The organism is Olivibacter sp. EAT-5, assembly GCF_044784325.1.
GTDB lineage: Bacteria > Bacteroidota > Bacteroidia > Sphingobacteriales > Sphingobacteriaceae > Olivibacter > Olivibacter oleidegradans.
In genome coordinates this window covers 4766463-4783596 of the sequence record NZ_CP173028.1, presented here as the reverse complement: position 1 = coordinate 4783596, position 17134 = coordinate 4766463, and the positions used below count along the sequence as shown (strand labels likewise).

Here is a 17134-nt window from a genome sequence, read left to right as displayed (position 1 = left end):
GCGTTTGCTATTTATTTCAAAGAATGAAATGAATATACATCGTAAAAATGGTCAAAAGCTAAGGTTCGGTATCCATAGTGATAATAGTTGAGTGAAATTTTAAAGCTGGCGCAATAGGAGATATGAAAAAATGGGTAACAGAAATCACGGCAATAGATCCACATACCAGGGAACTTAAAAAATGGTTGGGGCCTTATATCACAGCTCCGACTATGGAAGCGGCGACATTGTATTGTCAGAAAAATGGATTAGGCTACTGTGAAGTGACGGGGCAGTTGATCAGCGAAATCCCTTGTAAAGAAAACAGTTACACTCCCGACTGGGTAAGAAGAGTGGATTTTGATAACCTTAACTAAATCGCAAAGACAAGACTAGTCGCTCCTGCAGGGAAACAAAAGTTGCTGTATATTGTTTACCTTACAGTTGCCTTATTCTGAAAAAGGAGATAGGCAGTACGATTTAATCTAGAAATAATGGCAACTATAAATCGTGACGATCTTTTAAAACTAGGTTTTGAAGATTCAGAAGGTCCGGTATCAAGCGATAATTTCGACTATATTGTTATAAGATATTATATACATAAGGATAAACCGTGGATAGGTATCGAAGAGCATTACCCAAAAAAATACGGAAATCAGGTCGATCCTTCCCACGTTACTTCTGCCGTCATCAATTATGGAACAAAAAAAGGTAAAATTGTCTATAACAAAGACGAGGTAAATGCTTTTTTATCTTCACAAGGTAATATTCCATTTAAAAAAAATCCAAAACTTTAGCGAACGAATAGGGGTGTATAGAGAGTATGTTGTCATGCATTAAAATAAGATGCATGATGAAAGCTTTTCTATTCTTTATTATTGGAGCGCTATTCGCTCTTCCATGTTTTTCCCAAAACAAGTTTACCGTTAGCGGCACTGTTAAATCAGCCAGTAAAGGAGAAACTGTTATTGGTGCCACAATAAGTGCTGGGGGTAGATATGTAACGCAGACCAATGAATATGGTTTTTATTCGCTCACAGTACCGACCGGTACATACGAGCTGACAATTTCCAATGTGTCGTTTGCAACTTATAGCCAGCAAATCATCGTAAATAAGGATATCACCCTGCATGTAGAATTAATAGATGATGCCCAAACCTTGGATGAAGTTGTGATATCTTCAAGTAGGGGTAGAAGCTTAAGTAGCCCTCAGATGGGACTAGAAAGAGTCACTCCCAATGAAATTGCAAAAGTTCCCGTTTTAATGGGCGAAAAGGATGTTGTCAAAGTGCTGCAATTATTACCAGGTATTAAATCAGCAGGAGACGGCAGTAGTGGGATGTACGTGAGAGGAGGAGCCGCTGATCAAAATTTAGTACTGCTAGACGAAGCTAACGTATATAACGCTTCGCATTTACTTGGCTTTTTTTCAACTTTTAATTCAGATGCAATAAAAGATGTCTCTGTTTATAAGTCAGGTATGCCTGCGCAATACGGTGGAAGGTTATCATCCGTTCTGGATATCAAAATGAACGACGGAAATAATCAGGATTTCAATGTAAGTGGAGGTGTGGGACTTATATCAGCTAAACTGAACGTGGAAGGCCCCATACAAACCGGAAAATCTTCTTTTCTTTTAACAGGACGCAGAACATATGCAGATATGTTTCTAAAATTATCAAACGATTCAAGTATAAATAGTAACTCGCTGTATTTCTATGACTTAAATGCAAAATTGAATTATCAATTGGGCGAGAAAGATCGCATTTACTTTTCAGGATATTTAGGAAAAGATCATCTTGGTGTTGGCGACTTGTTCGGACTTGATTGGGGAAATAAAACTGCAACTATGCGTTGGAATCATGTTTTCAACAGCAAACTTTTTTCAAATACATCATTGATATACAGCAATTACGATTACAATATATCTATTAACAGTGGAACTAATAATTTTGATATCCGATCAAACATACGCGATTATAACTTTAAGCAAGAGTTTCAATGGTATCCTAATAACCGCAATAGTATAAGAATGGGACTTAATTCCATATACCATAATATCAAACCAGGTGAGGTAAGAAGCAAAAATGAAGAGTCATCGATTAATGATATACGCATGCAGAACCGCTATTCATGGGAAAATGGGATTTATGCAAGTAATACTTGGAGCGTGTCAGATAAGTTTAACCTAACCTACGGTCTGAGGTTAAGTACTTTTAGTATACTTGGCGAAGGGGACTTCTACAATGTTAACAGTGAAGGTAAAGTTATAGACACCACGCATTATGGCAAAGGTGATTTTGTAAAAACGTATGTAAATCTTGAACCTCGCCTCGCCGCCAGTTATCAATGGAACAGAGCCAATTCAGTTAAAGCTTCTTATGTTCGCAATGCGCAATATCTCCATTTAATTTCTAATAGTACCAGCACGAGCCCCACAGATAAATGGATTGCAAGTACAAATATTATAAAGCCCGAATTATCAGATCAGTTTTCAATAGGTTATTACAGAAACCTTGCAGACAATCGCTACGAACTTAGCGTTGAATCTTATTATAAGACACTCCAAAACCAAATCGATTATCGGGATGGTGCCGACGTTTACAATAGCAACAACGCTATTGAAACCGAGCTGCTGTATGGAAAAGGCAGGACATATGGGATCGAATGGTTATTAAAAAAGAGTACAGGCAGATTAACGGGATGGATAAGTTATACGTTATCAAAAACAGAACGTAAAATCGATGGGATTAATAATAATGAATGGTATAATGCCCGACAAGATCGAACACATGATATAGCTATTGTAGCCATGTACCAACTAAACAAGAAGTGGACATTATCAGCCAACTGGGTATTTTATACCGGTGACGCTGTTACTTTCCCCGCCGGAAAATACATAATTGACGATCGCACAGTTTATTATTACACAGCACGTAACAGTTATCGCATGCCTAATTACCATCGATTAGACCTAGGTGCAACCATGCAGCTAAAGCAGAAAAAAAGATGGAGTTCTGAACTTAGCTTTAGCCTATACAACGCTTATGGTAGAGAGAATGCTTACACCATTGAATTTATGGATAGTAAGAATGATCCCAATAAAACAGTTGCTAATCAAATCGCTCTTTTTAAGTTCATCCCCTCAGTTTCATACAATTTTAAGTTTAAATAAATTATTACCATGCATTTGAATAATATACATCCTATAATGAACGATCGTTCAAACTTTATAGCCTATACAGTCTTTAAGAAATATTGGAATAGGTTGTTTAGCATCATATGCTTAACTGTAGGCGTTCTATTAAGTTCTTCCTGCGAGAAAGAAATTGATATCGAACTCAAAGGAGCTGATCAACGCTATGTAATAGAAGGGGTTATAACGGATCAAGAGGGGGGATGCAAAGTATTGATAAGCAAGACAAAAGATTTTAATGACGATAATAGCAGAGTAACTGTTACAGGAGCGCAGGTCTTTATTAGTGAGGGGGCCGAAACGCATGAGCTGCAGGAAACCGAAGTCGGAACTTATACTGCACCTACTTTGAGAGGCTTAGAAGGACATACCTATAACTTACGAGTACAGATTGGTACTGAAATATTTACTTCAAGTTCTACCATGCCCGCATTGGTTAAGATGGATAGTCTTTATATTGTTGATGACCTGATATTCGGAGATAATTATAAACTGCCAACGATTGATTTTCAGGACCCGGCCAACGTAGTGAATAGCTACCGTTTTTTATTATATGTAAATGGAGTAAAAAAGAAACAGATTTTTGTTATAAACGATGAGTTGTCTAACGGGAAGGCAAATTCGATTAGGTTATATGCAGATGTGGGCGAAGATGAAGACAATCCGGAAAACAGACGCATCAGAAGCGGCGATCTTGTACGGGTAGAAATGTTAGGTATCGATCAAGCCGTCTACAAATATTTCTTTAGTTTGGATAATAGTGCAACGGGAGAAAACCAATCAGCCACGCCGTCTAACCCCGTGAGCAACATACAAGGAAATGCCTTGGGATACTTTAGCGCTCATAACATACAAAGTAAAGAAATCAGCGTTCCGTAAGCGAATCAAAAAAACATGAGTACCTCCTTATTGTCGAAGACAAAAGTTAAGGAGGTACTCTATTGTTTTCCAGCTCGACTAATACTGATAAAAAATTGCTTATATTTCATACAATATGTTATTTTTACCAAAGCTTATCGACATCGTGTATGAATGACAAACTGCAACAAGCGTTCGATTTATTTGACGCTTATAATAAAAGAGATCCAAACCGAATTATTTGGGAGGGGCAATCCTTCCCCCAAGAATACTTCTTGGCAATCAAATTACATGATTGGATAAAAAAGCTGGATCCTCAGGCAGAAGAGACACTGCTTCTTGCGTCAAGGTGTCAGCATATCGGTCGCTGGGAAATCCCACGTGAAAGCTACGCACCCGATAGAGAAGGTTATTTAAAATGGCGGAAAGAACTGGCTATTTATCACGCAAAGAAAGCAAGCGAAATTCTAAAAGAGGTCGGCTACTCAACCGATCAAATTAATGCAGTCCAAAATATTATCCTTAAAAAGAAAATAAAGGTAAATTCAGCTGTCCAAACAATGGAAAATGCGCTTTGCCTTGTATTTCTTGCTTATCAGTACGAAGAATTCTATCGCAAGCATCGGGATAAAATTGTAAATATCTTAAAAAAGTCCCTGCTAAAAATGGATGCCCACGGCCATAGCTTCGCGCTTTCCTTGCCTTATTCCCCCGATGGGCATGAATATATTAAAGAAGCGCTAAAACTAATTCATTAATATACCCTCAAAACATTACGTCCATAAAACGGTTAGCTATATTGGAGCACTCCTAAGCTCCACAGCACAACCTACATCAATATTTCTCTAAATAAAACAAATATTCACATAAATATTGTGAAATTATCACAAATGCGTACCTTAGTATATACAATGATATTGAACTTCGGTTTGAATATTAGCATCTTGTGAATCGACCATGAAACTATTGAAAAAGGTTCTTCCGGTGAAAGAGATATACACCGAATTATCAAAAAAAGATATCATAGAACGTCTATGTAGCATTCGTATAACCAATTATGATAATCAGCAAATTGCGATACATTCTTACATGAAGGTTTATGATGACCGGATACAGATAAAACGCGAGCCTTCATTATACGAAAGCTTTAGAGGAGCCGGTGAAGTTTCTTTTAAGCTGCATCCTTTGGAAAGCGGGACAAAAATCATTTACGATGTACAACCATGCAGTAAATCTACTATTATAAAAGGAATAACATCCATTGCTCTGTTTTTATTAGTTCTGGCCTTCTATATATTTTATTTATTCGGAATACAGATCATTTCTGTCACAAGTATTCTGGCTGTATGGGCACTTGTTATTTTTATTCTTTACTATGGCTTAAATAACCATATTTTCCAATTAAGGGCTTATGCACAACAGTTGCTGCGTGGGGTAACGGATGACCATAACGTAATTGAAAAAAAATGATCCAATGACATCGTTCATTCACCGTCTGACTTTGTAAAACGCCATTCACTAATTTTCTACCACCTTTTTTCCGAAAGGGATTAGCGAAATTTCCAAAAGCTTAAGATGTTGTTTAGCAAAAGGGAGGCCTATAATGGTAATAGCCAACAAAACTGCCCAAAAGAGATGATTGAGCGCCGTATATAAGCCACCGCATAGAATCCAAATCAAATTGGCAACCAAATTTAAGCAGCCGGACGAAGTTGGCGTGTTAACCACGCGCTTCCCGAATGGAAATAAAACAATAGCTGCTAATTTAAAACACTGGATGCCAAAAGGAATTCCTATAATGGTCACACATAACACCAACCCGCCGATTAAGTAACCTAGCGCCGCTAAAAAACCTCCACAAATAAGCCAAATTAAGTTACCGATAAGATTCATAAGTCCAATTCGTCATTTTTATATTTCTATAGATAATGTTCACTCCAATTTGTTACATATTGAAGTTGTTTTCAAGATAGCAAAAAAGTGAACAAAATGCTTTAGGCTCTTTGTACTCAATTAAATCATATACCATGTATTTTAGCAAAAAGCGAGATTTAAAAGTTGTAGCCGATGCCACATATACAGATTCAAAATAGAGAAATACATATTCAGGAACTGAACAAAGATGCCCCTCAAACAATCGTATTAATACATGGTATGTTCAGCAATCTTTCTGTATACTATTTTCGAATAGCGCCTCTTTTAGCCAAATATTTCCATGTCATTATGTACGATTTAAAAAGTCATGGTCTCTCTTCCCGAGTTGATCATGGATACCGTTTTGATGATATGTCATACGATTTAATCGACCTCATGGATACGTTAATGCTTGAAAAGGTACATCTCGTTGGATATAGTTTCGGAGGCCTGGTTGCATTAAATACCTGTTTAAAATATCCAAGTAGGATTGATAGGTTAGGTGTAATCGAAGCTCCCGACCCAGGCGATCGGAAAACGATGGATATTATCGATATCTATAGCAAAGAATTTCTTGAACATTATATACAAAACTTTACGGATACGACGAAAGTCAAAATGGGAAAACGCCAGCTCGAGAAAAATCATCGAATGTATCAATACTTATTTGATCATACCAGTATTAAGGATGATATGGAGAAGGAGATAGCTTATTTCTCAAGCGCCCCAATAAGTAGTATAACACAAAACACTTTACTAATCTACGGCAAGCAGTCTAATTGCCTTGAATCGGGTAAGTTTCTAGCAAAACATATTGTCAACGCAGAATTCGTAACCTTACCGGGAGATCATAACTTACCGATGCAGGCACCTGAGTTGATCGCGAACAAACTACTTGGATTTCTGTCCAAACAAGCGGTGTTGGCATAGTAGCACACGAATGAATAAATAGGGCGTCGACTAAAAAAACAGCTCCATGAAAAAAATACTATTTGTTGTACCTCCCCTGATGGGGCATGTAAACCCGACATTAAGTTTAGGTAAAGCGTTGCTGGAAAAAGGCTTTAAAGTGGCTTGGTTAAGTGTTGATGAGAAACTTGAGGCCATGTTGCCTCCAGGCGGTGAGTTTTTGCCACTAAAATACAATACTTCCGAGGCAGAACGTGCGCAACAGCATGTTTTTTTAACTAAAATTTCCGAAAAAAACGTAACAGGCATAGAAAGCGTGAAATTTTTGTACGAAGATGTACTTATTCCTCTTAATCGATTCATGTATCATGGAATTCGCGATTGGGTTAAGGTTTATCAACCGGATTTAATCGTTAATGATCATCAACTTTTCAGTGCAGCGATAGTTGCTATACAATCGGATGTCAAATATGTCACATCTGTTACCGCACCTGCAGCCGTTAAAATGCAACAGGATCTACCGGGCATCTCACAATGGGAAGACAATCAGATTATTTCCCTTCAACAAGAGTTAGGACTCAACCTGAATCGATCCATAGCTTGTTCAGAAGATCTAACGATCATTTATACATCGCGTGATTTCTTCGGTGATATGGAATTAGCGAAGGGCTATCGGTTTGTCGGCCTTTCAGTTCTCGACAGACCAGTGAATTTCAATTTTGATTGGAAAGCCCTGGAGGCCATGAACCATCAGCGAAAAGTATTAGTTTCAATAGGAACGACATTTGATCACAGTTTTAAACGAGATTTTTTTGCAAAGGTTATCGAAGCCTTGGGCAATCGAGATATATCGGTGGTGGTTGTTTCCGATCCGGCTTTATTTGACAAATGGCCTTCGAATTTTATTGTGGCGCCAAAGGTACCCCAACTTTCACTACTCCGCTTAATGGACGCCGTTGTTTGCCACGGAGGCCACAATACGGTTTGTGAGACCCTTATGCAGGGGATTCCCCTGGTTGTAGTGCCTATCGCTTACGACCAATCTTATGTTGCCGGAAGGGTGGTTGCCACAGGGAGTGGTTTGCGGCTTAATTATAAACGATTCAAATCGGAACATCTCAAAGACGCACTTGAACGTGTTTTAACAGAGCCTAGCTTTAAAACAGAAGCACAGAAGCTTTGCTCTTCATTTCAATTAGCCGGTGGCGTTTCGTATGCTGCGCAGCTTCTGGAAGACTTTGCTTACAATTCCATAATAGCCGATTAGGTTACAATTTAAATAACAGCTATGTCGAAATTCCTTTTTGTGGTCCCCCCGTTTTTTGGACATGTCAGCCCAACCTTAAGTGTTGGGGCTAGCCTCTTAAAGAGAGGCCATGAAGTGCAATGGGTATCTCTGGTCAATATAAAAGCAGAACAAGTTCCGGAAGGAGGGGTTTTTACTGTTCCGGCAATTTATTGGGATAAGCACGGTGAAGAAATCGAGCGGATTTTAATAATGCAGGATCAAGGACCGCTACTTTCCGGTGTTGAAACTTGGAAATTGGCGCTGGAAGATACTTACATTCCATTTTGTAAGATTATGTATCAGGGCTTGAATGATGTAATAAGCACATTTAAGCCAGATGTCGTCGTAAGTGATTGCATTACCTTTGCCGGTGGTATTTGTGCTTATCAACATGGAATACCCTATGTTACGACAACACCGGTACCCCCAGATTTAGGTGCAAATGCCATGAATAGTCCAAAGATATGGGAATGGCAACAAAATCTAATGTTCAGTTTGCAAAGAGAACTCGGAGTTGAGCGAAATGAATTAATTTTTCATTCCCGAAAACTTAATCTTGTTTTCACCTCACAATACTTTGCTTCCATAACAAAGCCCGAACCCCATATGCGATTCGTAGGCCCGGTTGCAGGACGTCCAAACAAAGTTGCGTTCGACTGGGATCGACTGGAAAAAAGTAGGGGGCCTAAAGTTTTCGTTTCTTTGGGAACTTTATTGGAAGATATTAGAAAGGAGTTTTTTTTAAAAGTCATTGAAGCTTTTAGAGATGAACCTTTAACCATCGTTGCCGCGACAAAACCGGAGATCATAGAAGATTGGCCCGAAAACTTTATTGTTCAGGGTTTTGTTCCACAATCCGAAGTGATGAAAAAAATGGATTTGGTTATTTGCCATGGAGGATTTAATACCGTTAACGATGCTATTTTGAACGAATTGCCCCTATTAATAACGCCTATTGCCTATGATCATTTTCATACTGCTGATCTCGTTGAAAAAGCCGGTTGCGGAAAAAAAATTCGTTACAAACGCATGCGGATTGCAGATCTTCGGAACGCAGTATGGGAGCTCATCGAGCAACCCGATTATAAAAAACAGGCCGGCCACGTTAAACAGACTTTTCTCGCCGCGGGAAGTAATGATAGCGCAGTAATTTTATTAGAGCAAACAGCTCAAGCGGAGGATTTGATTTATAGTTAGCTACCATGCCGGATATTAACGTATATAGGAAAGAACGACCGCTTCTTTTTTTAGAACGAACGCTGGTTGGAGATGGAACTGAACCATTTAATGGCGTATTCGCTATTAGGTTGAAAGGTAAAATAGAACATGAATCTTTGGCCGCAGCCTTAGCCAAATTGCAAGCTAAATACCTTCAGCTTCAAATGGCAATCGCAGAGATTACATCACCAAAACCCTATTTTTTCATCCCTGACACCATTAGTCCTATTCCATTGACTGTAAAAGAGTGGCAACATGCCAATCAATGGCAGGAGGAAGCGTTGGCGGGACTTAGACTTAAATTTGACGTCGTGAAAGGGCCTATGTTTCATGTTAGCTGTTTGTCGAACCATGTAACTTCAGATCTTATTCTGTCTTTCCATCATTGCATATGCGATGGCGGAGGAGGCGTACTTTTAATACGTGAATTGCTGACTTTTCTCGATGGCAAAGAATCAAATATTGACAAGCAAAACCGATTGCTGCGAATCGATGATATCATCCCTATAGAAGTTCGTAAAAGTAAGATCAATCAAGTAAAAACCTCCTGTTTGTCCGGCCTTCTGAAAACCGCTTTATCTATATCGGCTATCTTTACTTCTACCAAGAACAGTGGCACCTTAACCAGAAGCCGGGATTATTTGCTCCATTCAAAATTAGATCGTGAAAGCACCTCAATCTGGGTTTCCATATGTAAAAAACACGGCGTTACGGTAAATACTGCAATTGGCTTGCTCCTGCTTAAAGCTTATGAAAAAGTGGCTGGACCAGAGTCAAAAAACAAAATTTCCTGTCCCGTAGATATCAGGAAGTTTGCTAAACAAATAAGAGAAAATCAGCTCTTCTCTTTCGGGATGGTACTGACATTAACCAATAAAAAGGCGAACCATAAATCATTCTGGCCTGAAGCACAAATACTTCAGACCGTGGTGGATAAACAAATAAAGGCATTAAAACCTTACGAGTTTCTAATGACCTTCGAAAAATTACATAGCGCTCTGCCCCGCATGATAAAAATGCTGACTTACGGAAAGGTTGGAAATGACCTTATGTTTTCAAATATTGGAAGAATACCATTACAAAATGAATATCAAAATTTCTCGTTGGAAACAGTGTTTAGCCCTATGGTAATTGGTCCTTTTGCTAATCCTTCTACCATTATCTGCTCAACCTTTAATGATGAATTGGACTTTTCCTTCGTATCAAATGAAGGCTTTTTACCTCAAGAAAAAGCAAAAAGCATTATTGAATTTGTACGAAATGAGATGATTTTATTAATAACCTCAGCAAAGAAAAACCATGATAACACAACGTAGATTATCTGTTGGAGAGCGGATCATGTATGTGGCCGAAACAGAAGCCATCAATTGCATTTTTCCATTTAGCTTAAACGGTTTGTTCAATCAGGACCAAATCCAAGCGGCACTCAATAAACTTCAACAAAAGCATCCACTTTTACGTGCCGTCATTAAACAGGTAAATGGGTATCCATCGTTTATTTTACCGGAAAATGCACCGGTTATTCCGATCACGATATATGATCGGTTCAATGAAACTCAATGGTTAAATTTAATTAAGAAAAGCTGGCAAGACTATTTCAATGTAAGTCAAGGCCCACTTGCTAAATTAATATGGATACGCGGCAATCCGACGTCGGATTTTATACTTATTTGTCCACACTGCATAGCGGATGGTGTTAGCATTACGGCCGTTTTACGAGAGTTCCTTCTTTTGCTGGATGACGTTAGCAAGGATATCGGTGAATCACAAGCCTTGGTTGGAAATGATTTGGTGTCGCATAAATTATCCACTATCAGAAGAGTCCAACTAAATTTGAAAGCTTTGATAGGAAAGTGCGCTGCCCATCTATTTTTACCAAAGCAGCTGGATAAGAGCAAAACAATTGACTTGAATAACACCTATATGGTGCGCCACCGCTTTTCATCAGTTGATACCCGAAAGCTCCTTACTTGTTGTAAAAAGAACCAGGTTTCTTTATATACATTAATGTCGGCGGTATTTTTTGATGTTGGAGCGCACGCTTTTCCCAAACCAAAAGGGAAATTAATATGCCCTGTAGACATCAGAAAATATATAACTAGTTTAAAAGAGGACCAGCTTTTTGCTTTTGCGCCAATTGTTGACCTTAAAAGTAGCAAAAATACATCCGTTTGGGAGCATGCTAAAGATCTAAAGCAACAGTTACAAGTCGGTTTAACCAAAATCAATGCTAATGAAGTTGCCTACATAAATGCACATTTTCAATCCATCGTTCTCAAACTATTAAATCATTTACGAGTAAACGAAGGCTCACATGATTTTACCTTCTCTAACATGGGCAATCTAGCGATCCCCTCACATTTTGACAAGTTCACGGTTGAACAAATCTACAGTCCGACTGTAGCATTCCCATGGAAAAACCCGAACACGATGGTAATGAGCACATATAACAACGTTTTAGATATAACATTTACTTCAAATGACGCAGTGTTACCCCAAAAGGATGCGAATCAATTTTTAGAACGGGCAATACAAAAACTCAGCAGTCTAATAGAAGAAGAGACGATCCCTACACCAATTAATACGGTTAATTCATGACGACGCATCCAGCAAAAAAAATAAGTGAATATAAAGCAATCCGAATATTCATTCGCAAAAAGCTTATTTGGTATATGTTACCTAATTTAGTATTCAACGGTTTCATTCCTTATTATAGTTTTGAGAATCCTGCTTCTGTTGCACTTTTTAAAGGAGAGTTCTGCTTCGCTCGATTTATATTACCCATGGCTTTATTTATTCCGTTGGCGATTACCGTTGATTTTCTGAAAAAGGCGACTGAATTTATAGTAGCTACTCCCTTGGGCCTGGAAGGAAAATTAGATAGCTTAAACACCTCTTTGTTTTTACGATTAGGACTTTACAATGGTTTAACGTCATTAGCAATTACCTTTATTGGATTACTGTTTATCCACTATATCGTCCCTCCAAAGTATACCTTTGACGGTGCGCTACTGGCTTGTTTTAATGCAGTTTTTGCTTGTCTGATAGCCGTTTACTACACTTTTTGGAGTACCCATAAACTGAATTCGCTAATACAAAAATCCGGTACGGAAATAAAAGGTCAATAGAGGCTTTCTTTACTTCTAAAAACAATTGGCAAGCAAAGTTTGTATTAAAGCAGAGGCTTATATGGTTTATACTCTTTAATTTGTCTAATACGTGCCCTGGAAATCAATAGAAAATGCCAGCTTAAATGACAAGCCCCGGAAAACGCTCGGCACGGTAGACGCGGTCGCGCTCATCGTGGGAATTGTGATCGGAGCCGGCGTATTTAAAACACCTTCGTTGGTGGCACTCAATACAAGCAATGACACCTTATTTCTTCTTACCTGGTTAGTAGGAGGAGCGGTTTCCCTTATAGGAGCATTGAGCTATGCAGAATTGTGTGCTACCTATCCGCATACAGGGGGCGATTATCATTTTTTATACCGTGCATACGGAAAACCTCTTGCCTTTTTATTTGCATGGACAAGAATGGTAGTCATTCAAACAGGATCCATTGCGTTACTTGCTTTTATTTTCGGTGACTATGCAACGCAATTCTACACAATCGGCCCCTATTCTGAAGGAATGTATGCCCTTGCGATCGTTATAACACTAACCATTCTAAATATACTGGGGCTCACTTTTGGTGCTATCGCACAAAAGCTTTTTACGCTGTTGGAAGTAGGCGGCATTGTATTGATTATCATTGTCGGTTTGTTCGTTACCCCTACAATAGAAGCGTCGTCTCTGCCGATTAAATCCGATATATCTACCTCTTCTTCTTTAGGGATGGCAATGGTGTTCGTACTATTAACCTTTGGTGGATGGAATGAAGCCGCCTATATTTCGGCTGAATTGAAAACGGGGGCTAAAGGCATGGCTAAAGCGTTGGTTTGGAGTATTTTGATCATTACAATTGTCTACCTTCTTGTCAATTACACCTTTATTTATGTCTTAGGACACGAACGAATGGCTTCTTCCGATGCGGTCGCAGCCGATTTAATGCGGTTTACATGGGGAGAAAATGCAGCAAAATTTATAGGCCTGCTTGTTGCCATCTCCGCATTGACTTCTGCAAACGCTACCATCATTACAGGAGCTCGTTCAAATTATGCACTCGGTCAGGATTTTCCCTTTTTTAAGAGTTTGAGCCAGTGGAATCATCGAACGTCTACCCCTGTTAAAGCCTTAATAATACAAGGAATAATCGCTACTATTTTAGTGTTGTTAGGATTAATGACTCGGAAAGGTTTTGAAACGATAGTTGACTACACGGCACCCGTCTTTTGGTTCTTCTTTTTGTTAGTCGGCGTGGCAGTATTTATTCTAAGAAAAAAAGACCCTCAAATAACACGCCCATTCAAAGTTCCACTTTATCCGGTGCTCCCCGCCATCTTCTGTATAAGTAGCTCCCTGCTCCTTTATAGCAGCTTAGCCTATACCGGTGTGGGGGCTATGTTCGGCGTATTCGTATTATTTATTGGATTTATCGTTTTCAGTCTTTTTCGAAGGTAACAATTTTGAAAAAATAAAAACTATTGTTTTTTCAAAACGTTAAGAAAATCAAGTTGTTAACTAAAATTCAATAAGATGAAGGCAATTACAGTTCTTTACGGTATGTTGATGCTGGCATTCATGGTTCCAATTACCATGCAAGCCCAGCAAATGATCGACAAGGATGTTCCCTACGTACCTACTAAACAGGAGGTGGTGGAAGCGATGTTGACCTTGGCCAATGTAGGGCCAAACGATATGTTATATGATTTGGGTTGTGGGGACGGTCGTATAGTAGTAACAGCCGCAAAGAAATTCGGCGCCAAAGCTGTGGGAATTGATATAGATCCGGAACGTATTCAAGAAGCACGCGAAAATGCACAAAAAGCAGCTGTGGAGAATAAGGTTGCCTTTTTACAACAAGATCTGTTCAAAGCCGATTTCAGTAAGGCTTCGGTGGTTTCGCTTTATCTATTGCCTTCTGTTAATATAAAGTTGCGTCCAAAATTACTCCAGTTAAAACCTGGAACACGCGTTGTTTCACATGCTTTCGATATGGGTGACTGGAAGCCCGATAAACAAATGGTAGTGGGTAACTCAACTATTTATTTGTGGACAGTTCCTGATGTCAAATAGTTTTACACTTTTAAGTTTTTTGTAAGGAAGAATATAAATAAATTGACAATCAAATTTTGATTGCCTATTTTGCATACTATTCAACCAAATTAAGTATGCGAGTTTCTCTATTTTTTTTGCTTTTGTTAGTCATTTTGACCCATGGATGCACTCAGTCAACCAATGACAATCAGGAGAAAATTTCGAGTTTAAATGGCGATATCTCATTACCCGCTCAAATTAAAAAATTAAACGGCACCGATATACTCTATATTATTGATAAAGAGAGTACATTAAAGGATACCCTTATAGACAACGTACAATGCTGGAGAGCAAATGGGGATATGTTCTTTAAGATCGATCGAGAAAAGTATCCCGTTTATATCTATACAAGCTTAATGAAATTGGAGGTAATGGCGCCGTCAACCTTTAGAATAGCTGCTTATGATCATGATCAGGGACAATCTGTTGAGTCACTAACCGGAAAAATAAAAATAAGCAAAAATTATAGTTCTCCTTTTCCGGAACCCGATACGCTACAGGAAAACAACCTATACATGGTAAATAAAAGCATCGATTTATCTGAAAAAGAAGATCTTGAGGATAAAAGACTGCAACATTGGTGGAAAAAAGTTAATGAAAACCAATAATAGCCTTTTAAACAGTTTATAAACAAGACCTATAGCCTCGTCGTAACCGACAAAGAGCATTTATTAGTGGCAAGACCAATCATGAAATATATTATTTAGAATAAGTATAAATTAAAGTAATAGCTTATATTTGTGAAAATAATAGCCAAATCATGATTGTAAAAAGTAGAATTGAAGGCTTACAGGATTGGTTATTTATAGAAGACATACCCGACACCTGTCTTCCAAATAGCCCCCTGAACGAAAAAAAGACCGTCATAGAACGCCATCCTATTCATATGGCCAACTATCAGCTTTCTACCGGCGGTCTATTCATTCTTTATTCCGAAATGAGTTTCAAAGGGCCGGTTCGCATACATACAGAAGTTCAAGGCGAAACCGTTACAAGCCAATTTGTATTCTATCGGCATCAGGATAACAGAAAAATCAAGACATCTTTTCATGGCAGGGGGCGGCATAATGTACGCTACATACCTTCCTTCGTAGAAGATTACGAGCTACAATCGGGTACTGAATACGATTACTTCCTGGTTGTTTTATCAAAAGATTTTTATTTCAGGCTGATTGCACCTGAATCCGTTTTACATGAAGATTTTGTACAAAAGATCAATAAGGGGCAATACACATCTTTTGCTCACGACGACATGTTTGTTACGCATGAAATGCTCAAAGTTATATCCGAACTGAAAGACAATAAACGTACCGGTGAATTACGCCGCATCCATACGGAGTCCAAAATATCTGAGCTGCTTGTATATCAACTAGAGCAGCTAAATGACAGCTTTATAGAAGAAAGAGAACCATTAGCTAGTGACGACGTTGTTAAATTGCTTAAAGCGAGGGCTATTCTAGACGAACGCTACGCACAAGCTCCAACGCAAAAGACCTTAGCTGAAGAGATTGGCATGAGTGAATCCAAACTGCGCCAGTCATTTAAAGATTATTTTTCAATTACCATATATGATTACTTAACGAGGGTTCGGATGGAAAAAGCCCGGTCACTTTTACTGGATGAAGGCAAAAGTATAGCCGAAGTAGCCAATGCAACCGGATATAACCATCAACAGAATTTCAGTGCCGCCTTTAAAAAATATTTTGGGATCGCACCGAGTGATATTAGGTAGTAACCTCCGTATGATCAATCGCAACTGGATAAAATAGCGAGTTGAAACGGTTAATATCAAGATTTATTTGTTTTGGAATAACTATTGGCTGCAAGGTTCTTTTATTAACCATCACATCAACTTCTGTGCTAAAAATAGTGTAAATATGGCTAGGTGTCAAAACCTCAACCGGCGTACCATCCAGCCATTTTCTGCCACCCTTTAGCATGAGGATACGATCAGCGTATTGTGCTGCCAAATTGATTTCATGCAATACAGCAATAACCATATAACCCCGTTGGCTAAATGCTCTGGCAATTGCCATTGTCTGTTGCTGGTATTGAGGGTCTAAAGCAGCAACAGGCTCATCCATCAATAAAAGGCTTTCGGGTTGATCCCAAATTTGACACAGCACTCGGGCATATTGGACGCGTTGCTGCTCGCCACCCGAAAGCGATAGATAAGACCGATCTACAAGATGGCTGATACCACATACCTCCATCGCTTCCTCCACAGCAATGAGATCTTTTATATCCGGGCGAAACCTAAAATGTGGATACCTTCCCATAAGAAGAACTTCATTAACTGAGAAGTTTAAATGTACACTATTGTGTTGCTGGAGAATTGTCCTTTTCTTGGCCAGTTCTTGCGGTAAATAGGATGACAATTCCTTATCAAAAAGTAAGACCTTACCTGATGTTGGCTTTTTTTCTCCACTCAGGATATTTATTAAGGTCGATTTTCCGGCGCCATTCGCACCAAGAACGGCCAGTAATTCTCCTGGTCGGATCTGAAAGCTGATGTCACGCAGCAAATAATGTTTTCCAACCTTATAGTTCAAGGCAGTGGCTGTAAGCATAATGAA

18 protein-coding genes are annotated in these 17134 nt (G+C 38.8%); 16 read left to right on the top strand and 2 right to left on the bottom strand.

Annotated features, from left to right (window positions below; genetic code table 11):
• Window positions 1–122: 122 nt before the first annotated feature.
• The 6 genes from ACH11B_RS19895 (at window position 123) to ACH11B_RS19870 (ending at window position 5503) form a co-directional block, all read left to right on the top strand.
• Window positions 123–356, top strand: a complete 234-nt coding sequence (locus tag ACH11B_RS19895; protein WP_013666973.1) for a hypothetical protein — start codon at window positions 123–125, stop codon at window positions 354–356.
• 117 nt (window positions 357–473) lie between these two features.
• Window positions 474–776, top strand: coding sequence for a hypothetical protein (locus ACH11B_RS19890; RefSeq protein ID WP_013666972.1), 303 nt, complete (start codon window positions 474–476; stop codon window positions 774–776).
• A 53-nt stretch (window positions 777–829) separates the two neighbouring features.
• Entirely contained in the window at window positions 830–3154 is a 2325-nt protein-coding gene (locus ACH11B_RS19885; RefSeq protein WP_377608881.1) for a TonB-dependent receptor domain-containing protein, read from the top strand.
• A 36-nt stretch (window positions 3155–3190) separates the two neighbouring features.
• The gene (locus ACH11B_RS19880; RefSeq protein ID WP_083812314.1) at window positions 3191–4054 is read left to right on the top strand and encodes a DUF4249 domain-containing protein; all 864 of its coding nucleotides are present in this window, start codon (window positions 3191–3193) and stop codon (window positions 4052–4054) included.
• 149 nt (window positions 4055–4203) lie between these two features.
• Window positions 4204–4791: a DUF4202 domain-containing protein gene (locus ACH11B_RS19875; RefSeq protein ID WP_013666969.1), complete on the top strand. Its 588-nt coding sequence runs from the start codon at window positions 4204–4206 to the stop codon at window positions 4789–4791.
• 199 nt (window positions 4792–4990) lie between these two features.
• Window positions 4991–5503: a hypothetical protein gene (locus tag ACH11B_RS19870; RefSeq protein ID WP_377608883.1), complete on the top strand. Its 513-nt coding sequence runs from the start codon at window positions 4991–4993 to the stop codon at window positions 5501–5503.
• Window positions 5504–5551: 48 nt separating this feature from the next.
• Here the strand turns inward: ACH11B_RS19870 and ACH11B_RS19865 are convergent, their stop codons facing one another.
• Window positions 5552–5926: a YccF domain-containing protein gene (locus ACH11B_RS19865; RefSeq protein ID WP_013666967.1), complete on the bottom strand. Its 375-nt coding sequence runs from the start codon at window positions 5924–5926 to the stop codon at window positions 5552–5554.
• 174 nt (window positions 5927–6100) lie between these two features.
• Here ACH11B_RS19865 and ACH11B_RS19860 point away from each other — a divergent pair, with 174 nt between their 5' ends.
• The 10 genes from ACH11B_RS19860 (at window position 6101) to ACH11B_RS19815 (ending at window position 16290) form a co-directional block, all read left to right on the top strand.
• Window positions 6101–6877 carry an alpha/beta fold hydrolase gene (locus tag ACH11B_RS19860; RefSeq protein WP_289553126.1) on the top strand — a complete coding sequence of 259 codons (777 nt, stop codon included), beginning with the start codon at window positions 6101–6103 and terminating at the stop codon, window positions 6875–6877.
• Window positions 6878–6923: 46 nt separating this feature from the next.
• On the top strand, window positions 6924–8123 hold the full coding sequence (locus ACH11B_RS19855; protein WP_377608885.1) for a glycosyltransferase: 1200 nt from the start codon (window positions 6924–6926) through the stop codon (window positions 8121–8123).
• Between the two features lie 21 nt (window positions 8124–8144).
• Window positions 8145–9341 (top strand): glycosyltransferase, encoded by a 1197-nt coding sequence (locus ACH11B_RS19850; RefSeq protein ID WP_289553123.1) that lies wholly within the window; start codon window positions 8145–8147, stop codon window positions 9339–9341.
• Window positions 9342–9346: 5 nt separating this feature from the next.
• Window positions 9347–10678: a condensation domain-containing protein gene (locus tag ACH11B_RS19845; protein ID WP_130855964.1), complete on the top strand. Its 1332-nt coding sequence runs from the start codon at window positions 9347–9349 to the stop codon at window positions 10676–10678.
• Window positions 10662–11960 carry a condensation domain-containing protein gene (locus ACH11B_RS19840; RefSeq protein WP_130855965.1) on the top strand — a complete coding sequence of 433 codons (1299 nt, stop codon included), beginning with the start codon at window positions 10662–10664 and terminating at the stop codon, window positions 11958–11960. The genes ACH11B_RS19845 and ACH11B_RS19840 overlap by 17 nt, the downstream gene beginning before the upstream one ends.
• A gap of 74 nt (window positions 11961–12034) precedes the next feature.
• Window positions 12035–12490: a hypothetical protein gene (locus ACH11B_RS19835; RefSeq protein ID WP_157622258.1), complete on the top strand. Its 456-nt coding sequence runs from the start codon at window positions 12035–12037 to the stop codon at window positions 12488–12490.
• Between the two features lie 91 nt (window positions 12491–12581).
• Window positions 12582–13922 (top strand): APC family permease, encoded by a 1341-nt coding sequence (locus ACH11B_RS19830; RefSeq protein ID WP_130855967.1) that lies wholly within the window; start codon window positions 12582–12584, stop codon window positions 13920–13922.
• A 75-nt stretch (window positions 13923–13997) separates the two neighbouring features.
• On the top strand, window positions 13998–14537 hold the full coding sequence (locus ACH11B_RS19825) for a cyclopropane-fatty-acyl-phospholipid synthase family protein (RefSeq protein ID WP_289553119.1): 540 nt from the start codon (window positions 13998–14000) through the stop codon (window positions 14535–14537).
• 95 nt (window positions 14538–14632) lie between these two features.
• A complete protein-coding gene (locus ACH11B_RS19820; RefSeq protein ID WP_377608888.1) occupies window positions 14633–15166 on the top strand; it encodes a hypothetical protein in 534 nt (177 codons plus the stop codon).
• Between the two features lie 152 nt (window positions 15167–15318).
• Complete coding sequence (locus ACH11B_RS19815; protein WP_130855970.1) at window positions 15319–16290, top strand: AraC family transcriptional regulator; 972 nt, start codon at window positions 15319–15321, stop codon at window positions 16288–16290.
• Here ACH11B_RS19815 and ACH11B_RS19810 read toward each other — a convergent pair.
• Complete coding sequence (locus tag ACH11B_RS19810; protein WP_289553116.1) at window positions 16283–17128, bottom strand: heme ABC transporter ATP-binding protein; 846 nt, start codon at window positions 17126–17128, stop codon at window positions 16283–16285. The genes ACH11B_RS19815 and ACH11B_RS19810 overlap by 8 nt on opposite strands.
• Window positions 17129–17134 lie beyond the last annotated feature (6 nt).

What these genes read in the sequence shown, in the direction of transcription:
- ACH11B_RS19845 (WP_130855964.1), top strand. Translation starts at nt 9,347, where the DNA reads ATGCCGGATATTAACGTATATAGGAAAGAACGACCGCTTCTTTTTTTA.
- ACH11B_RS19850 (WP_289553123.1), top strand. Translation starts at nt 8,145, where the DNA reads ATGTCGAAATTCCTTTTTGTGGTCCCCCCGTTTTTTGGACATGTCAGC.
- ACH11B_RS19825 (WP_289553119.1), top strand. Translation starts at nt 13,998, where the DNA reads ATGAAGGCAATTACAGTTCTTTACGGTATGTTGATGCTGGCATTCATG.
- ACH11B_RS19890 (WP_013666972.1), top strand. Translation starts at nt 474, where the DNA reads ATGGCAACTATAAATCGTGACGATCTTTTAAAACTAGGTTTTGAAGAT.
- ACH11B_RS19895 (WP_013666973.1), top strand. Translation starts at nt 123, where the DNA reads ATGAAAAAATGGGTAACAGAAATCACGGCAATAGATCCACATACCAGG.
- ACH11B_RS19835 (WP_157622258.1), top strand. Translation starts at nt 12,035, where the DNA reads ATGTTACCTAATTTAGTATTCAACGGTTTCATTCCTTATTATAGTTTT.
- ACH11B_RS19885 (WP_377608881.1), top strand. Translation starts at nt 830, where the DNA reads ATGATGAAAGCTTTTCTATTCTTTATTATTGGAGCGCTATTCGCTCTT.
- ACH11B_RS19860 (WP_289553126.1), top strand. Translation starts at nt 6,101, where the DNA reads ATGCCACATATACAGATTCAAAATAGAGAAATACATATTCAGGAACTG.
- ACH11B_RS19870 (WP_377608883.1), top strand. Translation starts at nt 4,991, where the DNA reads ATGAAACTATTGAAAAAGGTTCTTCCGGTGAAAGAGATATACACCGAA.
- ACH11B_RS19855 (WP_377608885.1), top strand. Translation starts at nt 6,924, where the DNA reads ATGAAAAAAATACTATTTGTTGTACCTCCCCTGATGGGGCATGTAAAC.
- ACH11B_RS19875 (WP_013666969.1), top strand. Translation starts at nt 4,204, where the DNA reads ATGAATGACAAACTGCAACAAGCGTTCGATTTATTTGACGCTTATAAT.
- ACH11B_RS19865 (WP_013666967.1), bottom strand. Translation starts at nt 5,926, where the DNA reads ATGAATCTTATCGGTAACTTAATTTGGCTTATTTGTGGAGGTTTTTTA.
- ACH11B_RS19815 (WP_130855970.1), top strand. Translation starts at nt 15,319, where the DNA reads ATGATTGTAAAAAGTAGAATTGAAGGCTTACAGGATTGGTTATTTATA.
- ACH11B_RS19810 (WP_289553116.1), bottom strand. Translation starts at nt 17,128, where the DNA reads ATGCTTACAGCCACTGCCTTGAACTATAAGGTTGGAAAACATTATTTG.
- ACH11B_RS19880 (WP_083812314.1), top strand. Translation starts at nt 3,191, where the DNA reads ATGAACGATCGTTCAAACTTTATAGCCTATACAGTCTTTAAGAAATAT.
- ACH11B_RS19840 (WP_130855965.1), top strand. Translation starts at nt 10,662, where the DNA reads ATGATAACACAACGTAGATTATCTGTTGGAGAGCGGATCATGTATGTG.
- ACH11B_RS19820 (WP_377608888.1), top strand. Translation starts at nt 14,633, where the DNA reads ATGCGAGTTTCTCTATTTTTTTTGCTTTTGTTAGTCATTTTGACCCAT.